General features: G+C 66.7%; 12 protein-coding genes. 3 read left to right on the forward strand and 9 right to left on the reverse strand.

Annotation, left to right across the window (positions count from 1 at the left end; genetic code table 11):
* Nucleotides 1-68: 68 nt before the first annotated feature.
* The 6 genes from ACFPQ5_RS01095 to aroG all read right to left on the reverse strand — a co-directional run bounded on the left by ACFPQ5_RS01095 (nucleotide 69) and on the right by aroG (nucleotide 7069).
* Complete coding sequence (locus ACFPQ5_RS01095) at nucleotides 69-1082, reverse strand: glucokinase (protein ID WP_379751053.1); 1014 nt, start codon at nucleotides 1080-1082, stop codon at nucleotides 69-71.
* Nucleotides 1083-1224: 142 nt separating this feature from the next.
* Nucleotides 1225-2169 (reverse strand): DedA family protein/thiosulfate sulfurtransferase GlpE, encoded by a 945-nt coding sequence (locus ACFPQ5_RS01100; protein ID WP_379751055.1) that lies wholly within the window; start codon nucleotides 2167-2169, stop codon nucleotides 1225-1227.
* A gap of 79 nt (nucleotides 2170-2248) precedes the next feature.
* Nucleotides 2249-3940, reverse strand: a complete 1692-nt coding sequence (locus ACFPQ5_RS01105) for an ABC transporter ATP-binding protein (protein WP_379751057.1) — start codon at nucleotides 3938-3940, stop codon at nucleotides 2249-2251.
* On the reverse strand, nucleotides 3937-4944 hold the full coding sequence (locus tag ACFPQ5_RS01110) for an ABC transporter permease (protein WP_379751059.1): 1008 nt from the start codon (nucleotides 4942-4944) through the stop codon (nucleotides 3937-3939). Before ACFPQ5_RS01110 ends, ACFPQ5_RS01105 begins: the two co-directional genes overlap by 4 nt.
* Nucleotides 4941-5879 (reverse strand): ABC transporter permease, encoded by a 939-nt coding sequence (locus ACFPQ5_RS01115; RefSeq protein WP_379751061.1) that lies wholly within the window; start codon nucleotides 5877-5879, stop codon nucleotides 4941-4943. Before ACFPQ5_RS01115 ends, ACFPQ5_RS01110 begins: the two co-directional genes overlap by 4 nt.
* 128 nt (nucleotides 5880-6007) lie before the next feature.
* A complete protein-coding gene (gene aroG / locus ACFPQ5_RS01120; RefSeq protein ID WP_379751063.1) occupies nucleotides 6008-7069 on the reverse strand; it encodes a 3-deoxy-7-phosphoheptulonate synthase AroG in 1062 nt (353 codons plus the stop codon).
* Between aroG and ACFPQ5_RS01125 the strand changes: the two genes are divergently transcribed.
* Both ACFPQ5_RS01125 and ACFPQ5_RS01130 read left to right on the forward strand, forming a co-directional pair.
* A complete protein-coding gene (locus tag ACFPQ5_RS01125; RefSeq protein ID WP_379751065.1) occupies nucleotides 7068-7388 on the forward strand; it encodes a hypothetical protein in 321 nt (106 codons plus the stop codon). The two genes, aroG and ACFPQ5_RS01125, sit on opposite strands and share 2 nt — an antisense overlap.
* Before the next feature lie 165 nt (nucleotides 7389-7553).
* Nucleotides 7554-10409, forward strand: coding sequence for a TonB-dependent receptor (locus ACFPQ5_RS01130; protein WP_379751067.1), 2856 nt, complete (start codon nucleotides 7554-7556; stop codon nucleotides 10407-10409).
* A gap of 230 nt (nucleotides 10410-10639) precedes the next feature.
* Here ACFPQ5_RS01130 and tldD read toward each other — a convergent pair whose 3' ends face one another.
* From tldD to ACFPQ5_RS01145, 3 genes are all read right to left on the reverse strand, one after another.
* Complete coding sequence (gene tldD / locus ACFPQ5_RS01135) at nucleotides 10640-12100, reverse strand: metalloprotease TldD (protein WP_379751069.1); 1461 nt, start codon at nucleotides 12098-12100, stop codon at nucleotides 10640-10642.
* A gap of 89 nt (nucleotides 12101-12189) precedes the next feature.
* A complete protein-coding gene (locus ACFPQ5_RS01140) occupies nucleotides 12190-12987 on the reverse strand; it encodes a carbon-nitrogen hydrolase family protein (RefSeq protein ID WP_379751071.1) in 798 nt (265 codons plus the stop codon).
* Between the two features lie 3 nt (nucleotides 12988-12990).
* The gene (locus ACFPQ5_RS01145) at nucleotides 12991-17154 is read right to left on the reverse strand and encodes a YhdP family protein (protein ID WP_379751073.1); all 4164 of its coding nucleotides are present in this window, start codon (nucleotides 17152-17154) and stop codon (nucleotides 12991-12993) included.
* Nucleotides 17155-17319: 165 nt separating this feature from the next.
* Between ACFPQ5_RS01145 and glnE the strand changes: the two genes are divergently transcribed.
* Complete coding sequence (gene glnE, locus ACFPQ5_RS01150) at nucleotides 17320-20052, forward strand: bifunctional [glutamate--ammonia ligase]-adenylyl-L-tyrosine phosphorylase/[glutamate--ammonia-ligase] adenylyltransferase (protein ID WP_379751075.1); 2733 nt, start codon at nucleotides 17320-17322, stop codon at nucleotides 20050-20052.
* Nucleotides 20053-20101: the final 49 nt, after the last annotated feature.

Consider the following 20101-nt stretch of genomic DNA (forward strand, 5'->3'; position numbering starts at 1 on the left):
GCGGGCCATTGTAACCGATAAAACCCAGGTCGGGCCACTTGCGCAAGGGTGCGCGCCCGGCATTGGCCTTAAGCCGACAGTTTTTCGGCCAAAACGGCGGACACGCCAAGGAAAGCCGGATATTCGGCAGTGATGACGTAGGTCGGCACCCCGGCCAGGTAGGAAGCGAAGCGGCCCTTCTGTTCGAAGCGGCTGCGGAAAGGCGAAGCGGCGAAGCGTTCGCCCAGGCGCGGCACGATGCCGCCGCCGATGTAGACGCCGCCCTGCGCGCCCAGCGTCACGGCGAGGTTGCCGGCCACGGTGCCGAGCATGCCGCAGAAGACCTCGAGCACCTGCTTCGACAGCTCGCACTCCCCGGCCAGCGCGCGGCGCGAGATTTCCGGCGCCGCCAACGGTTCCAGCGCCAGGCCCTGCACGTGCGCCAGTGCGCGGTAGATCAGTTCGACGCCGGCGCCGGACAGGAAGCGCTCGGCCGAGACGTGTTCGAACTCGCGCCAGGCGTATTGCAGCACCGCGACCTCGAGTTCGTTGGCCGGCGAAAAGGTGACGTGCCCGCCTTCGCTGTTGAGCGCGGTCCAGCTGTCGCCGGCCGGGATCAGGCCCGACACGCCCAGGCCCGTGCCCGCACCCAGCAGGCCGAGCGGCGCGCCGGCGCGCGGACTGCCGCCGCCGACCTGCACCTTGTCGCCTTCGCCCAGGTGCGGCAGCGAGCGCGCCAGCGCATAGAAATCGTTGACCACCAACAATGTCTGCAGCCCTACTTCGCGACGCACGGCCTCGATCGAGAATTGCCAGTGGTGATTGGTCATGCGGATCCGGTCGCCATCGACGGGATTCGCAATCGCCACCGCCGCATGCTCGACCTTGCCGAAGGCAGCCACTTCCGGCGAGGCCAGGTAGGCGCGCATGGCGTCGGCAAAGCTCGCATGGTCGCCGCAGGCCAGCACCTGCACCGCCTCGAAGCTGCCCGGCGCCAGCTCGAGCGCGAAGCGCGCATTCGTGCCGCCGACGTCGGCCAGCAGGCGGGCGCTATCGAAAGACGCGGCGTGGGAAGCGGAGTGTGCAGGCAGAGAAGCAGTCATTGCAGGACATAAGGCTGGGGATGTCCAAGCTTACTGGATTTCTTTGCTGACTTACAAGAAGATTTTGTAGTTTAGGTACAGAGTTGCCCTACCTATGTGTCGATTAGCCGCAGCGAGTCAAGTAGTACGACTACGCGGGGCCTCAGCACGGCGCCGGCTGCGCTCCCTCCGGCCGGGCATGGTGCGCATGCCAGGCGTCGAGCCCGCCATGCAGCGGACGGGTGCGGTGAAAACCGTTGGCCAGGAACGCCTTGGCCACCTGCGCCGCCGTGACGTCGTTCGGACAGCTGCAATAGACGACGATGTGGCGGTCCTTGTCGAGGCTGGCCATCAATTGACCCGGCTCGCAGCTGTTGTACAGCAACGCACCGGGAATGGCGTGCTCGAGCGCCTGGGCGGTGACGCTGCGCGCATCGATGATCAGGGGATCGTGCCCGCCTTCCATCAGCGCCTTGAGTTCGGCAATGGCGATGCGCGGTATGGCGAGCGTGGCGCGGTGGCGCCGGCGCTCCACATATTTATAGACGACGAACAGGGCCAGCAGCCCGGCCAGCACCATCAGCGCGGCGCTGCCCATGGTGTCGAGCATGGCCAGGATGCCGTCGACGCTGTCGTGGAAGATGGCGCCCAGCGCGATGCCGGTGCCGCCCCAGAGCAGCGCGCCGCTGGCCGAAAAGCCGAGGAAGGCGCGCGTGCGCGTGCCGAGCGCGCCGGACATCGGCGCGGCGATGGTATTGAAGCCGGGGACGAATTTCGAGACCAGCAGGGATTTCGGACCGTAGCGGCGGAAGCGGTCTTCGGTCTGGTTGACGCAGGAATCGGGCGACAGCGAAATGCGGCACAGCAGGCGCAGCACGCGCTTGCCGTAGTAGCGCCCGGCGCTGAACCAGAAATAGTCGCAGATCAGGCAGGCCAGCAGCACGGCCGCCAGGCACAGCTGCCAGCTGGCGCCGCCGTCGACCGCCATCGCCCCGGCCAGGATCAGCACGGGAAAGGCGGGAATCGGCAGGCCGAACTGCTCCAGCAGCACGGTGCCGAAGACGAGGATGACGCCGTATTGCTGGATCAGGAGAGTGAGCTGGGACATCCGTTCATGGTAGCCCAAATCCCTGTTTCCAGCTGGCGGCCGCAGGGTTTTTGCAACGCTTTTGGCGCCTTCCCTATCTTCAGGCCAGGCGTGGAATCGCCGCCAGCAGCGATTGCGTATAAGGATGCCGGGGATTGCGGTACAGCTCGTCCGAATCGGCCATCTCGACCACGCTGCCATGGTGCATCACCATCACCCGGTCGGCGATGTAGCGCACCACGGATAAATCGTGGGAGATGAAGATGTAGCTCAGCTTGTACTCATCCTGCAGGTCCTGCAGCAGGTTCAGCACCTGGGCCTGCACCGAAACGTCGAGCGCCGAGACCGATTCGTCGCAGACCAGGATTTCCGGCTTCATCGTCAGGCAGCGCGCGATCGCGATGCGCTGGCGCTGGCCGCCGGAAAACTCGTGCGGATAGCGGTGGAAGGCCTGGGCCGGCAGGCCAACCCGCTCCAGCAAATTTTGCACTGTTTTGGTGCGTTCGTGCTCGCTTGCGCCGATGCCGTGGATGCGCATCGGTTCCAGCAGGATCTGGCCAACCGTAAAGCGCGGATTCAGCGAAGCATACGGGTTCTGGAAGATGATCTGGATGCGCCGCTTATAGGCCGCATACTCGCGGTCCGACAGCGCGAACAGGTCGCGTCCGTCGAAGTGGGCGCTGCCGCCGGTGGCGCGGTGCAGGCGCAGCAGGGTCAGGCCGACCGTGGTCTTGCCGGAACCCGATTCGCCGACCACGCCCAGGGTTTTCCCGCGCGGCAGCGTGAACGACACGTTTTTTACCGCGTGGAAGACGCGCTTGCCGAACAGGCCTTCGCGCAGCGTAAAACTCTTGGCCAGGTTCTGCACCACCAGCACGTTGTCGTCGCCGGCGGCGTACCCGCGCGTGCGCTGCGGCAGCACGTCGAGCGGGTCGCTGCGGCCGCTGAGGTAATCGTCGATCACGGGCAGCCGCACCGGACGGCTATCCAGGCTCGGCCGGCAATGCAGCAGCGCGCGCGTGTAGGCGTCGCGCGGCGCGCCGAACACCTGGGCCGCACTGCCCTCCTCGCGCACTTCGCCATGGCGCATCACGATCACGCGGTCGGCAATCTCGCCCACCAGCCCGAGGTCGTGGGTGATGAACAGGACCGACATGCGGTGCTTCTTCTGCAGCGCCGCGATCAGCTCCATGATCTGCTTCTGGATCGTCACGTCGAGCGCCGTGGTCGGCTCGTCGGCGATCAGCAGTTTCGGCTCGCAGGCGATCGCCATCGCGATCATCACGCGCTGCTGCTGCCCGCCCGACATCTGGCCGGGATAGGCGTCGATCTTGTTGGCCGGGTCGGGAATGCCGACCTCTTCCAGCAGTTCCAAAGTACGCGTGCGCGCCGCGCGCTTGCCCATGCCCATGTGCCGCTGCAGCACCTCGCCGATCTGGAAGCCGACCGTGAACACGGGATTCAAGGAGGACATCGGCTCCTGGAAAATCATGGCGATGTCCTTGCCGCACAATCCACGGCGCGCGGCCGGCGGCAATTGCAGCAGCTCGCGCCCGTCGAACAGCACCTGCGAGCCCGGCTCGATGATGGTCGTCTCGGGCGGCAGCAGGCCCATCACGGCGAGCGAGCTGACCGACTTGCCGCTGCCCGATTCGCCGACCAGGGCGACGGTGGCATTCCTCGGCACATCGAAGGAAATGCCCTTGATCGCTTCGACCGTGTTTTTCTTATCGACGCGGAAGGCGATGCGCAGGTCGCGCACCTGGAGGAGCATGTCGGTATCGTGTGTCATTTGAGTTTCGGATCGAGCGCGTCGCGCAACGCATCGGTGAACAAACTGAATGCCGTCACCAGCAGCGCCATCGCGCCGGCCGCGGCCGCCAGCTGCCACCATTTACCCAGGATCAGTTCGTTCTGCGCTTCGTTCAGCATGCTGCCCCAGGACACGGTCCCGACCGGCACGCCGAAACCCAGGAAAGACAGGATCACTTCGGCCTTGATGAAGCCGACGACGAGGATCGACAACTGCACCAGGGCCACGTGCGAGACGTTCGGGAAAATGTGGGAGAACATCTTGCGCCAGCTCGATGCCCCGATCGCATCGGCCGCCATCACGTATTCGCGCGCCTTGTGCTTGATGTACTCGGCGCGGATCAGGCGATAGGGCCCGGTCCAGCCGGTGAGACCCAGGATCAGCACGATCGTCATCACGCCCTTCTGCTGCAGCACGGCGGCCACCGTCAGGATCATCAGGATCGAGGGGATCGAGGTAAAGATGCTGTAGAACCAGTTGAACAGGTCGTCGACCACGCCGCCAAAAAAGCCGGACAGCGCGCCGAACAAGGTTCCCAGCGCCACCGCCACGAAAGCCGCCACCAGGCCGACGACGATCGAGGTCTCGCCGCCCTTGATGGTTTTTTTCAGCACGTCGTGGCCCCACTTGTCGGCGCCGAAAGGCAAGGTCACTGCCTTGGCGCGCGGAGGGTGACTCGCTTGCACCTCGGCCTTCAAGACTTCGAGTTCCTGCGCCAGCGGATCGAAGGCATTCGGCGGCACCGGCGCCTGCGGACGGGCCAGCGCGGCGCTCGCGGCATCGGGTCCCACAAAAGTAGGCGGCGCGTAATTGACCGCCACCTCCTCTTCCCAATCGTTCGCCACCAGTCCGCTCCAGGACAGCAGCAGCAAGAGGATGAAGGCGCCGACGACGGCCAGCGCCGCCATCGCGATGCGGTCGGCGCGCAGGCGGCGCCAGGCGAGCGTCCAGAGGCCGGGCGAATGCAATTCGTTCGTCATCATTTCAATTGCACACGTGGATCGACCGCGCCATACAGCAGGTCGGCCAGCAGGTTGAACACCATGGTTGCCGCCGCGACGTACACGGTAATCGCCTTGATGACGGGGAAATCGCTGCGCTCCACGGCCAGGATGACTTCGCGCCCGATGCCGGGAATGCCGAAGAAACGTTCGAGCAGAAAAGCGCCGATCAGGAGCGCCGGCAGATTCGCCATCACGTGGGTGATGATCGGAATCGCGGCATTCCTGAGCACGTGGACCCAGACGATGCGCCGCTCCGGCAAGCCCTTCGCGCGTGCCGTGCGCACATAGTCCTGATGCACTTCGTCGAGCACGAAGCTGCGGTACAGGCGTAGGGTCGGCGCGATCGAGACGGCCAGGCCGATGATGATCGGCAGCAGCGCATAGCGCAGCAGGTTCTCGCCCAGGCTTTCTCCCCAGCCCTGCACCGGGAACAGGCCGAGTTTATAGGCGAAGAAATACTGGAACACGATGATGTAGACCAGGATCGAGATCGACATGCCGACCGTGCAGGCCACCATCACGGCGCGGTCCGTCAGCGAGCCGCGTACGAAAGCGATGGCCAGGGCCAGCGCGATGCCGAACAGGGTTTCCAGGATGGTCAGCGGCACCAGCACCGTCAGCGAGGGGCCAAGGCGGCTGGCGATGATGTGCGACACCGGTTCGCCCGTGCTCCAGGCATTGCCGAAATCGAAGCTCGCGATCTGCTTCAGGAAGATGCCGAGCTGAACATAGTACGGTTGGTCGATGCCGAGCTGGGCGCGGATGTTCGCGATCGCCGCCTCGTCGGCCATCTTGCCCGCCAACAGATAGGACGGATCGCCGCCCACCCAGTTGAAGAGCACGAAGACGAGCACGATGACGCCTGCCATGGTCGGCAGCATTTGCCACAGGCGCCTGAGTATGTAAGCCAGCATGGAGCTTCCCGCGGCCGCAGCTTGCCTGGCTCGGCCGTTTGAAAAACGCTCACGATAACGCAATTTGCCGCGGGCGGGTCATCAAGTTCTGTTGTTGACCTATAACCTGGGGGCGATGCCCCCCTTCCTTACGCGTCCTCGCGCAGCCGGCGCTGGCGCACCGCCGCCGCCAGTCCTTCCAGCACCCCCACGCTGGTCTCCCAGTCGATGCAGCCGTCGGTCACCGACTGCCCATAGGTCAGCTCCTTGCCCGGCACCAGGTCCTGGCGCCCGGCCAGCAGGTGCGATTCGACCATCACGCCGACGATGCGCTCGTCGCCGGCGGCGACCTGGCGCGCGATGTCGGCGCACACCGGCACCTGGTTTTCCGGCTTCTTCGAGCTGTTCGCATGCGAGGCGTCGATCATCAGGCGCGAAGCGAGACCCAGGGCGGCGATCTGGCGGCTGGCGTCCTCCACGCTGGCGGCGTCGTAGTTCGGCGCCTTGCCGCCGCGCAGGATGATGTGGCAGTCCTCGTTGCCGGCGGTCGAGACGATGGCCGAGTGGCCGCCCTTGGTCACCGACAGGAAATGGTGCGGCGTCGAGGCCGCCTTGATCGCTTCCACCGCGATCTTGATGTTGCCGTCAGTCCCGTTCTTGAAGCCGACCGGGCAGGACAGGCCGGAGGCCAGTTCGCGGTGCACCTGCGATTCGGTGGTGCGCGCGCCGATCGCGCCCCAACTGATCAGGTCGGCGATGTACTGCGGGCTGATCACGTCGAGGAATTCGGTCCCGGCCGGCAAACCCATCTCATTGACGTCGCGTAGCAGCTCGCGCGCCATGCGCAGGCCGTCATTGATGCGGAAGCTGTTGTCCATATAGGGGTCGTTGATCATCCCCTTCCAGCCGACCGTGGTGCGCGGCTTCTCGAAATACACCCGCATCACGATCTCGAGCTCGCCGATGAAGCGGCGGCGCTGCTCGACCAGGCGACGCGCGTATTCCATCGCGGCCTTCGGGTCGTGGATCGAGCATGGGCCGATCACCACCATCAGGCGGTCGTCCTGGCCGTGCAGGATGCGGTGCAGCGCCACCCGCGCCGCGGATGCGGTGTCTTCGGCCGCGGGCGTCACCGGAAACTCGCGGATCAGGTGCGAGGGCGGCGTCAATTCCTTCATTTCGCGGATGCGTAGATCGTCGGTACGAGGCATGCGGTACTCCGTTTCGTTTATCTGGGCTGCAAATGAAAAAACCGCCATCGCTGGCGGTTTCTGGTCGTTCGGGCTGTTCTCTTGCTGCGTGAACCTGCCGCTACTCCACCGCCTGAAGGCTGGAATGGCTAAACCAAAAATAGGTAAAGAAGGCAGCGTTGCGCATAGGGAATCCGAAATGGTTAAAACGACTATAACCCTTGGCTATGAAGCTTGGCAAGCGTTTTGTCGCACTGCGTCATTTGCGGCACCAAGTGGGAATGACTGGCAAGTGGTTGCGACAAACCGACAGCATTTTGAACAGGAGACTTCTGTTTGAGGGATATCAGACATGGCCTTGTCATGACTGCAAAAGTCGAGGCAAGCCCCCGTTCAGCTGCGTTTCTTTGTGCTGGATCAGCTCGCTTCGCTCCAGACCATGAGGTTAATTAAGCTGCGGCGCCTGGATGGGAATGTGAAACCTCACAACCCTTGGAGTCCGGACATGAACGAAACCTTGTTATCCCGATCCGTGCGCCGCCTGTTCGCCGGCGGCGGCGCGATCGGCCTGGCCTTGCTGGCGCAGCCGCAGGCAGCGGCGCAGCAAGCGGCCGAGCAGCCGGTGGCACGCGTCGTCGTCACCGGCAGTAACATCCGCCGCGCCGAAGCCGAAACCGCGTCCTCGGTGCTGACCGTCAACCGCGCCGACATCGAACGCTCCGGCAAGACCACCGTGTCCGAACTGCTGCAGACCCTGGCGGTCGACAATCAGGGCTCGGTGCCGGCCGGCTTCGGCAACGGTTTCGCGGCCGGCGCCACGGGCATCTCGCTGCGCGGCCTCGGCGCCGCTTCGACGCTGGTGCTGCTCAACGGACGGCGCATGGCGCCCTACGGCCTGGCCGACGACGGCCAGAAAGTGTTTGCCGACCTCAACGTCATCCCGACCGATGCGGTCGAACGCGTCGAGATCCTGAAGGATGGCGCGTCGGCCATCTACGGCTCCGACGCCATTGCCGGCGTCGTCAACATCATCCTGCGCCGCGACCTCAAAGGCACAGCCGTGCGCGCTTCGCTCGGCATCACGGAGGAATGGGATGGAGAGAAGCAGAACTTCGCCATCACCCACGGTTTCGGCGACCTCGACCGCGACGGCTTCAATGGGCTGCTCAATTTCGAATTCAAACGCAGCAACAACATCTGGCTGCGCGAGCGCACCGACCGCCGCCAGGTCGGCCGCATCGACCTGCGCCCCTGGGGCTTTTCGGCTCAGGAAGCGCTGGGCGGTACCGGCGCCATCACCGGCAACAACGCCTCCGGCAATGCGATCAACGGCAACGTGCGCAACCCGGCCACGAACGACTACTTCAACCGCGGCAACCTGTCCCCGGCAACCGGCTTCACCCAGCTGTTCCCGGGCGCGGCCTGTGCGAATTTCACCAGCCACCCGCAGGGCGATCCCGGCGGCGGCTGCCTGATCGACTCGACCCAGGTCTACAACCAGGTCCAGCCGCAGCAGGAGAACTACAGCCTGTTCGGACGCGGCACCTGGCGCCTGACACCGGACATCGAGGGCTACACCGAGGTGAACCTGTACTCCAGCAAGACCGCAACCTCGACCACGCCCAGCTCGATCAGCGGCAATGCCGGCTTCCCGGGCGGCCCGGTCAGCAACGCCGGCGTGCAGCTCGGTGCCGCCCATCCCGACAACCCGTACTTCGGCACGGCGGCCCGCCTGCGCTATTTGCCGGCCGACGTCGGCCCGCGCACCTCGACATTCGACTCCTTCTTCGTGCGCGCGCTGGCCGGCGTGCGCGGCACCCTGGCTGGCTGGGAGTACGACAGCGCGCTGCTGTTTTCGCGCAGCACGGTGCAGAACAACCGCAACGGCTACCTGCAGCGCGACGTCACCTTCGCCCTGCTCGATCCGAGCCCTGCCAACGTCGCAGCCGCGCTGGCAAACAGCCCGGCCTATGCCGCGCTGCCGCCGGGTACCGTCTGGCGCATTGCCGAGAATGCCGGCCTGAACGACCCGGCCGTGTACGCGGCGCTCTCGCCCACGATCGGGGCCGACGCCCACTCCAAGATCATCCAGGGCGACCTCAAGGTCACGCGCGAATTCGGCAAACTGGCCGGCGGCGCGATCGGCGTGGCGGCCGGCGCCGAATGGCGGCGCGAGGAGTCCGAGCTGAAACCGGTCACCGGCACCGAACGCGGCAACATCATCGGCCTCGGCTATTCGGCATTCCGCGGCGCGCGCAACGTGTTCGCCTTGTATGGCGAGGCGCTCGCCCCCGTGCTGCCCGGGCTGGAGGTGACCGGCGCGCTGCGCTGGGACCATTTCACGGATGTGGGCAACTCCTACACCCCGAAGGTCGGCGTCAAGTGGCAGCCCTCGCGCCAGCTGGCGCTGCGCGGCACCTTCTCCCGGGGTTTCCGTGCCCCGAGCCCGGCCGAGAACGGCGTCGGCGGGCTGGCGGCATTCTCCACCGCCGCCGACCCGCTGCGCTGCAGCCTGGGCGTGGAAGCCGCCTGCGATCCGGCCGCGATCGCGCTCGTCACCTCGCCCAACCCCGACCTGTCGCCGGAGCGCTCGAAGAACTTCAACATCGGCATCGTCTGGGATCCGCTGCCGCGCACCAGCATCTCGGTCGACTTCTGGCGCATCAAGCGCAAAAACGAAATCAACCAGGAGCTGGTCGATGTCGCCATTGCCAACGGCAGCGTGGCGCGCGACCCATCCACGGCGGAAGTGGGCATTCCCGGCGACCCGGGCGCCATCACGGCAGTGCTCGCGAACTACGTCAATTCGGCGCAGTCCGAAGTGCGCGGCATCGACCTCGACGCCCGCTACACGCACCGCCTGCCGAATGGCTGGGGCAATCTCCTGCTCGACGGCAAGTGGACGTATATCGACAAGTGGGAGCGCACCGAACGCGACGGCAGCTCGCGCGATTTTGCCGGCACCCACGGCAACTGCGACGTCACCAACTGTATCGGCACCCCGGACCACCGGGTCAATCTGCGCGCCGCCTGGGACTGGACCGACTGGCGCGTGGCGCTGAACGCGAACTACCGCGCGCCGATCGACAACGTGCGCTTCAAGGGCGCCCCCTGCGCCAGCCACTTCGCCAATGGCGACGACGCGCCGGCCGGTTGCGAAATCGCCTCGTTCACGGTCTTCGACCTGGTGCTGCGCTGGAAACCGATGCCCAACCTGGAGGTGTTCGGCTCGATCGAGAACCTGCTCGACAAGATCGCGCCGCTCGACCCGCTGACCTTCGGCGCCCAGTCCTTCAACCCGCTCGATTACCAGGGCGCGGTGGGACGGACTTACAACATCGGAGCGCGCTATACCTTCTGACGGCAGGCCAGGATCCGCGTTACAGGGCCCCGCTCGGCGGGACGGTGTACGCGCGGCTGACCTACAAGTTTTAACTGTAGGGTGGGCACCCCGTGCCCACCAGCGGCAAGCGCCGCGTTAGCGCATCGTTTCGGTGGGCACAGGGCGCCCACCCTACGCCTTCCGCTGTAGAGTATTGGACAAAAAAAATGCCCGGCTTGCCGGGCATTCCCTCATCGCAGCAGCGCGAATTACGCAGTACCGCCCACCGTCACGCCATCGATCCGCAGCGTCGGCTGTCCCACGCCCACCGGCACGCTTTGTCCCTCCTTGCCGCACACGCCCACGCCCGAGTCGAGCGACATGTCGTTGCCGATCATCGAGATGCGGTTCATGACGTCCGGGCCGTTGCCGATCAGGGTCGCGCCCTTCACCGGGTAGGTCACCTTGCCGTCTTCGATCATGTAGGCCTCGCTGGCCGAGAACACGAACTTGCCGTTGGTGATGTCGACCTGGCCGCCGCCGAAGTTGACCGCGTACAGGCCGTTCTTGACCGAGGCCAGGATTTCGGCCGGGTCCTTGTCGCCCGCCAGCATGTAGGTGTTGGTCATGCGCGGCATCGGCAGGTGGGCGAAGGATTCGCGGCGCGCGTTGCCGGTGATCGGCATCTTCATCAGGCGCGCGTTCATCGTGTCCTGAATATAGCCCTTCAAGATGCCGTCCTCGATCAGGGTCGTGCACTGGGTCGGGTTGCCTTCGTCGTCCATGTTGAGCGAGCCGCGGCGGTCCTTCAGGGTGCCGTCGTCGACCACCGTCACGCCCTTGGCCGCGACGCGCTGGCCGATCATGCCGGCATACGAGGACGAACCCTTGCGGTTGAAGTCGCCTTCCAGGCCGTGGCCGACGGCTTCGTGCAGCAGCACGCCGGGCCAGCCCGGGCCGAGCACGATGGTCATCGGGCCGGCCGGCGCCGGACGCGCTTCCAGGTTCACCAGCGCCGACTTGACTGCTTCGGTCGCGTAGCGGTCGAGGATCTCGTCGTCAAAGTAACCGTAGTCGAAACGGCCGCCGCCGCCCGAGGAACCGGTCTCGCGCCGGCCGTTCTGCTCGGCGATGACGGTGACGGACACGCGCACCAGCGGGCGGATGTCGGCCGCCAGCACGCCGTCGCTGCGCACCACCAGCACCACGTCGTATTCGCCGGCCAGGCCCGCCATCACCTGCACCACGCGCGGATCCTTGGCGCGCGCCATCTTCTCGACGCGCTCGAGCAGCTTGACCTTGGCGGTGGCGTCGAGCGAAGCGAGCGGGTCGCGCGGCAGGTAGAGCGAACGGCCGCCGGTCGGCGTCGTCGCGGCAGCTACCTTCACGCGGCCGGCGCCGGCGCGCGCGATGGTGCGCGTCGCGGCCGCGGCGTCCAGCAGCGCGGATTCGGAAATTTCATCGGAGTAGGCAAAGGCCGTCTTCTCGCCCGAGATGGCGCGCACGCCCACGCCCTGGTCGATCGAGAAGCTGCCGGTCTTGACGATGCCCTCTTCCAGGCTCCAGCCTTCGCTCTTGGTGAACTGGAAATACAGGTCGGCGTAATCGACCTTGTGGGTGAACATCGTGCCCAGCGTGCGCAGCAACTTGCCTTCGTCGAGGCCAAACGGCGTCAGCAGCACATCGCGTGCGACAGCCAGGGAAGAAAGGTTCGGTTCGAATGGAGTCATTTTGCGTCTTTGTCTCGGTCTCGGTTGGATGGGGGCATTGTGCCATATCCGGTTGGATCGTACCGATGCGGACGCGGGTGTGGGCAAGATTACATTTTGCGGTGCTTCAGCGCCGGCAAGCTCTCGCGCACCGAAGCCAGGAAAGCCGGATCGAGTTCGCCCGACACCACGCCTTCACCCTCGCGCAGCACGTCTTTCACTTCGCCCCAGGGATCGACCAGCATGCTGTGCCCGAAAGTACGGCGGCCATTGGCATGCGTGCCGCCCTGGGCCGAGGCCAGCACGTAGCACTGGTTCTCGATGGCGCGGGCGCGCAGCAGGACTTCCCAGTGGGCGCTGCCGGTGGTGTGGGTAAAGGCGGCCGGCACCACGATCAGGGCGCACTCGCCCATCGCACGGTAGAGTTCGGGGAAGCGCAGGTCGTAGCAGACCGACAGGCCGACGCGCCCGAACGGGGCGTCGAAGCTGCCGACGGCCGCGCCGGGCACGATGGTGCGCGCCTCGTCGTAGGATTCGCTGCCCTTGTTGAAGCCGAACAGGTGGATCTTGTCGTAGCGGCTCACGGGCGCCCCGCTCGGGTCGTACACGAGCGTGGTGTTGAGCACCTTGCCGTCTTCAAGCGAACGCAGGGGCAGCGTGCCGCCGATCAGCCAGATGCCGTGCTCGCGCGCCAGCGCGGCCATGCAATCCTGGATCGGGCCGCTGCCCTCGGGTTCGGCATGCCCGACCTTGTCGGCGTCCGTCATGCCCATGATCGGCCAGTATTCGGGCAGGGTCACGAGCGTGGCGCCGCCGGCGGCGGCCTGGCCCACCAGGCGGCGCGCGGTCGCGAGGTTATGGGTGACGTCGGGGGTGGACACCATCTGGACTGCGGCGACACGGGTCATGTCTTATTCCTTCGCTTTGGCGGCCGCGGCGGGCGGCGGGTTGTCGAGTTTGACAATGGTAGGCGATTTCCACGGTCCCGTAACCCGCATGTGATAAGTCAGCGCCTTCATCACCGGCGCGCGCAGGAACAGCTGCGCCAGGTAGGAGCCGAGGCCGATCACCGGGTTGACCGCCAGGCCGTAGACCAGCGGTCCGGTGCCGAGGTTGAATTCGGGAATCACGACCACGTGCAGGTCGGTCGATTCGTTGGCGATGTCGGCCGTGCCTTCCATCAGCACGGTAGCCGCCACGCCATGCATCTTGAGGTTGTCGGTCTTGACGACGCCGCGCGTGATCATCGCGTTCGCGCTGATGCCATCGAACGCCAGGCCTTCCGAGAACACGTCGTGGAAGTCGAGCTTCAGCAGGCGCGGCAGGGCCTGCAGGCTGAGCACGCCCAGCAGCTTGGCGGCGCCCGGATCCTGCTTCAGGAACTGGCCGCCGGTCACGTTCATCTCGATCTGGCCCGACAGGCTCGGAATGTCGAGCGCGTAGGGCAAGCCGGCCCAGGACAGGTCGCCCGACAGTTTGCCCTTGCCTCGGCGCAGGGTTTCCGGGAAGCCGAGGCGGTCGAGCAGGCGCCCGGCATCGAGGATGTCGAGCGTGAAATTCATGCCGGTATTGCTCTTGCCGTCCTTGGTCAGCCAGCGTCCGGTGGCCTTCAATTGGCCGTCCGGATTGGTCAGCGACAGGCGGTCGATGCGCCATTCCTTGCCGGCCAGGGCCTGGACATTGCTCGCCTGCAGGTCGAGGCGGCCGAACTGCTTGTTGAAGAGCTCGAAACGTTCGGCCACGATGTCGAGCGCCGGAATGGTGGCGCTGGCGCCGCGGTTCGATTCGAGCAGGTCCTTCACGTCGGCCGCCTGCGATTCCGGAATCACGAGCGAAGCCAGGCGCGCCGTGACCTTGCCCACGCCCTGCCCCTGCCCTTCGCTCCAGGTGAGGTAGCCGGTGGCCTGGCGCGAGTGGATGTTGGCCTGCCAGGCCGTTCCCCGGTGGGTGGCGCCGACCACGACGTCGGCCATGCGCCGCTCGCCGATGAAGAGTTCCGAGGCGCGCGCGGCGATGGTGGTCGGCAGCACGTATTGGGAGAAGTTCGGTCCCGCCGGGCCTGCGCTGGCCGTTCCCGTGTCCTCGCCCGCGATCGCCCGTCCCGCGGCCAGCCAGGCATCGACGTTGACCGACTTCATGTCGACGTTGATCATCATGCCCTCGTCCGGCTCGGGCGCCGGCAGGTTGACGCCGATGCCGCCGCGCTCCACGGTCCAGGCACCGCGCGGCGCCCTGCTGCGCAGGTAGCGCGCGGCCACCGCATTGCCCAGCGACAGGCGCAGTTCGTCGCGACCCGCCCCCTCCGGTGTCGTCGGGGCGCCATTGAGCACGAAGCGCAGCGGCAAGGCATCGGCTTCAGGCTTGTTCAGCGGCGCCGGCAATTCGATGCCGAGGCCGGCAAGACTGGAATCGAGCGTAATGCTGAGTTGATGGTCGCGCAGGCCAATCAGGCCGGTGTAACGCGTGCTGCCCGACAGGCGCTGCCCGAGGCGCGCCAGGGCCGGCGCCGGCGCGGTCCGGCGCATGCCCTCGGCCGACAGGGTACCGCCCAGGCGGATCGCGATGGCGCCATCGCGCTGGGTGCCGCCGGACAGCGCCACCGGCCCGCCCAGGAAATTCGCGCCGACGCCGTTCAGGTTGACGCCGCGCTCGGTGAACTCGACCTTGCCGACGGCCGCCTGCAGCGGCGGCAGGTCCGGGAACAGGCGCACCTCGTTCTCCAGCAACTGCAGCGCGCCCTGCACCTTGGTTTCATGCAGGTCCGCCAGCGGCATCTGCAGCTTCAGGCCCAATTTGGCGTTGCCGGTGCCGAGCGTGTCTTCCGTAAAGTGCCCGATCCAGCCCAGCACCGGGCTAGCGGCGACATAGCGCAGGAAGTCCTGCAGCGCGCCGGCGGCGTTGCCGTCGATGTCGAGCTGCGATTCGTGCGAGCCGAGGTTCGGGATCACGGCGCGCACATTGCTCAGGTTCAGGCCCTGGGTGCGCAGGGTCTCGCCCACGATCTCCATGCGCGCGCGGTCGAACACGATGCTGCCGTTGATGGCTTCGGCCAGCGGCCAGGCCGGCTTGTTGTCCGGCGTGCGGTGGCCTGGCGCATATTCCAGCACGGCATTGTGCAGGCGCCCGGCGACGCGGAACTCGCCCTTCGCGCGCGTTGCCGGGTTATCGGCGCGGAAAGGGAAATCGGCCAGGTCGCCGCGCAGGCGCAGGCGCACGTCGTTCAGCATGCCGCCCTGCAGCGCCCCGGCCAGCCAGTCGCGCAGGTGCTCGGGCGTGGCCAGCGGCAGGAAACGGCCGACCTGGGCGATCTGGAAGCCGTCGAGCGAGCCTTCGATGTCGGCCACGCCCGGACCGTGGTGCGCGCCCAACGGCAGCAGGTGGCGGCCCGACAGATTGCCGCGCAGCGCGCCTTGCGCGAACTCGAGCTTGTCGACCTCGACCAGCAATTGCTCCTGCGGCTGGTAGGTCCAGCGCGCGCCCAGCGCCAGCCGGTCAAGCGGCATGGCGGGGTCGGCGAACCAGGCCGGCATGCGCAGCGCCAGCTCGGTCGAATCGAGGGTGATGCTGCCGCCCTTGTCGGTGGCGTCGATGGAGCCGCTCAGGTTGTCGAAGCCGGGCAAGGCCGGCATGGCAGGTTGCGCCGATCCGGCCGGGGCACCCGGCGCAGCCGGCACCGCCTCGCGCGCCGCCTGCGGCCGCAGGCTCAATCCCGCCACTTGCCCCTTGATGCGGTAGCCGGCCAGGCGCGGATACTGCCCTTCCCAGGACGCCGAGAAATCGAGCAGGCGTCCGCGCGGCGCGAAGTCGGCCAGCGCCTGCCTTTGGTACGCCGACAGCGGCAGCTGGGCCGCCAGTTCGCTGAGGGCCGCCAGGTCCACCTGGCGCGCCTGGACCGAAACCTGCTGCGGCCTGCCGTTCCTGGCCGGAACGAAGGTTTCGGTCAGGGTGGCGGGCGGCAGGCTGCGGCCGTCGTGCGTGGCCACCAGAAAATTGTCGAGGCTCACCGTGTGGCCGTTGGCGCCAAACGTCGGCTTGCCGTCTTCCTTGCCGGGCAACAGGGTTTCCTGGGCCGACAGCCGGCCCGACACGCGCGCCAGCCTGAGCGGCGGCAGGTCCGGTTTGATGCGCGCCGAGACGCCGGCCAGCGCGAGGTCGGCGGTGAAGCCGGCCAGGCGCGCATTATCGAGCGTCATCCAGGCGCGCAGCGAGCCGCGGCCCTGGCTGAGGGCGAAGGGATAGTCGATATAGCGCTGCCAGGCCGCCAGGTCGGCTTCGCGCAGGTCGGCGTAGAGTTCGCCTTTCCAGAGTGCGATGTCGGAGGCGCGCCCGCCGAAGCGCGGATGGGCGAAGCGCGCGCGCACGTCGAGCGGCTGGGCCAACTCGCCCGGGGGCGTGGCCTTCAGGGCAAAACGGTGCGTGGTCCAGTGGTTCTGCAGTACCAGGCCGACTTCGCGCAGGCTCAATGTCGGGGCGCCGCGCTGGGCGTCGGTCCAGTCGACCCGGCCTTCGCGGATCAGGATCTCGCGCTGGCGGAACACCCAGTCGCCGCCCTCGCCGCCCTTCTCGTCCTTCGGGTCGATGCGCATGCCGGCGACCTGGATCACGCCGTCCGGCCCCCGCCGCACGTCCAGCTGGGGCCGGATCAACTCCAGCGTTTCGAAACGCGGTTCGGCCGCCAGCACGCTCCACCAGGAAAAGGTGGCCGAGACCGAAGGCAGCGCCAGCACCTGGCGCCCGGCCGCATCCTTGAGCGACACGTCGCCCAGGAACAGCGAGGGATTCAGTCCGCTCCAGGTGGCGTAGATGCGGGCGATGCTGACCTGGTTGCCGAGCGCGCGGCTGGCGGCGCGCTCGATGTCGCCTTTATAGAGGTCGATATTCGGGAGGATGGCGTAGCGCAGCGCGAGGAACAGCAGGCCGAGGCCGAAGTAGACGAGCAGCGTCAGCTTGACGGTGAAGCCGAGTACATGATGCGAAGCCAGGTTGGCATAGCGATAGGCGGCACGCAAGCGCCGCCAGCGTTCCGCCAGCGGCACGGGCGCCGCCGGGGGCGCCTGCGGTTCCGGATTTTGCATCAGGGTGCTAATAACAAAAGGCTCGCCGTAAATATGTTCTTAAAAGAAGAGCGCTTGCTTGAATTGCGGCGTCTACCTTACCATCGTGCTGACCGGGGCGGCACGGCGGGCAATTCTACCGCAAGCTGCTTGTCGGAACGTTTTTCCTCTCGTGCCGGACCACCGATGACCCCTGCCTGCCCCGCCAATACCTCGCGCTTCTATCAACGCTGGATCGCCGGCGCACCCGGACGCGAAGAACGCGTCGCCCAGTTGGCCCAATTATCGCTGGCTTGCCCGGATTTCGGCGCGTTATTGGAGCACGAGCTGGCAGCCGGGATTCCCCTGCCGCGCGCCATGCGGCGCCTGCGCAATCTCGTGCTGGCGACCCTGATCCGGCGCGAGCTGGAAGGCTTGTCCGACATGGACGAAGTCGTCAGCGCCATGACCGGCCTGGCCGACTTCGCGATCCGCACCCACCTGGCCGACCTGATGGCGGAGATGGTGGCCGCCCACGGCATGCCGATCGGCGTCGAATCCGGCCGCCCCCAGGAAATGATGGTGCTCTCGATGGGCAAGGGAGGCGGCGGCGAACTGAACGTCTCCTCCGACATCGACCTGATCTTCGTGTATCCGGAAGACGGCGAGACGGCTGCCGGACCGAACCAGCGCGAATTGTCGAACCACGAATTTTTCGTGCGCCTGGGCCGGCGCCTGATCGGCGCGCTGTCGGAAGTGATCGAGGACGGTTTCACCTTCCGCGTCGACATGGCGCTGCGCCCGAACGGCAACTCGGGGCCGCTGGCGGCCAGCCTGAACATGGTCGAGGAATACCTGATCGTGCAGGGCCGCGAATGGGAACGCTATGCCTGGGTCAAGGCGCGCGCCGTGACCGGCAACCCCGAGGACATCGCGGCGCTGGAAGCGATCGTGCGGCCCTTCGTGTTCCGGCGCTACCTCGATTTCGGCGTGATCGACGCGATCCGCAACATGCATGCGCAGATCCGCGCCGAAGTCAAACGCCAGGAACGCCTGCATCCGGACCGCAGCAACAACGTCAAATTGGGACGCGGCGGCATCCGCGAGATCGAATTCCTGGCCCAGGTCTTCCAGCTGATCCGCGGCGGGCGCGACCCGGCCCTGCGCGAGCGCTCGACGCGCCTGACCCTGCGCCTGCTGGCCGAGCGCGAGCTGATGATGCCCGAGACGGTAGAGCGCCTGCTGGACGCCTACACGTTCCTGCGCAATCTCGAGCACCGCCTGCAATACCTGGACGACGCCCAGACGCATACCCTGCCCGCCAATGAGGCCGACCGCGAGACCGTGGCGACGATGATGGGCCTGCCGGACGCGGCCACCCTGCTCGCCCGACTCGAGGAAACCCGCAATTTCGTCGCCGCCCAATTCGACGACATGTTTGCGGATAAAAGCGCGCCCGCCGGCGAGGAGCGCGCCGAACTGGACGCGATCGCGGCCGACCCGGAAGCCCTGGCCGCGATCGAAGCCCACATGCGGGCCCTCGGCTACGACGACCCGGCCGCAAGCGCCCGGCGCCTGGCCACGACCTGGTCCGCGCCGCGCCTGCAGAGCCTGCCCGACGCCAGCCGCGCGCGCCTGCTGGCGCTCGTCAACCTGGCGCTGCCGCTGGTATCGACCGTCGTGCGCGAAGCCGGGGTCGGCAGCCATGGCGCCACCCTCGGGCGCCTGCTCGACTTCCTGGAAGCGATCGCCCGGCGCTCGGCCTACCTGTCGCTGCTGACGGAATACCCGCACACCCTCGAACGCGTGATCCGGATGATGCACGCCAGCGGCTGGGCGGCGACTTTTTTGACCCTGCACCCGATCCTGCTCGACGAGCTGCTGGACGACCGCGGCGGCATCGACTCACCAAGCCACCTGGCCGCCAGCCTCGATGCCAAGCTGGAAGAAGCCGCGGGCGACACCGAGCGCCAGCTCGACATCCTGCGCGACACCCACCACGCCCAGCTGTTCCGCCTGCTGGCGCTGGACCTGGCCGGCGAACTGTCGGTCGAACGCCTCGCCGACCATCTATCCGCACTGGCCGACGTGGTGGTCGCCGCCACGGTGCGCTGGGCCTGGCAGACGGTGGCCACGCGCCACCGCGAGGACCCGCGCTTCGCCGTCATCGCCTACGGTAAGCTGGGCGGCAAGGAGCTGGGCTATGTTTCGGACCTGGACGTCATCTTCCTGTTCGACGACGAGGACGACATGGCGCCCTCGAACTACGCGAAACTCGGCCAGCGCTTCATCACCTGGATGACGGCGCACACGCCGGCCGGCATCCTGTTCGACATCGACACGGCCTTGCGTCCGGACGGCGCCAGCGGCATGCTGGTCAGTTCCCTGTCCGCCTTCGAGCGCTACCAGCACAATGCGGCCTGGGTCTGGGAGCACCAGGCGCTCACGCGCGCGCGCTTCTGCGCCGGTGACGCCGCCATCGGCGCGCGCTTCGAAGCTATCCGCGAAGCCGTGCTGCGGCGCGACAGGAGCAGCCAGGAAGACGAACTCAAGCTCGAGGTGATCAAGATGCGCCGGCGCATGCACGAGGCGATGCCGAACCGCACTGCCCTGTTCGACCTGAAACAGGACACGGGCGGGATGATCGACATCGAATTCATTGTCCAGTACCTGGTGCTGCGTTACGCTTTCCAGCATCCCCAACTGACGGCAAATGCCGGCAATATAGCGCTTCTGCACCGAAGTGGCGAACTCGGCCTGATCGATCCGCCCCTCGCCGCCGGCGCCGCCGACGCCTACCGCGCGATGCGCAAGCTGCAGCACCAGTTGCGTCTGCAGGGTCGGGAAGCGCGGGTCGAGCCTGCCCTGGTGGAGCGACACGCGGCTGGCGTAACCCGGCTTTGGCAGGCGCTGTTCGGTCCGGCATCCGCTGCAGCCTGAGCAAGGACTTTTGAAGTACATATGCACGCCATACGTACAAATTAGGGCG

This window comes from Massilia suwonensis (assembly GCF_042655665.1).
In the GTDB taxonomy this organism is placed as follows: Bacteria; Pseudomonadota; Gammaproteobacteria; order Burkholderiales; family Burkholderiaceae_D; genus Telluria; species Telluria suwonensis.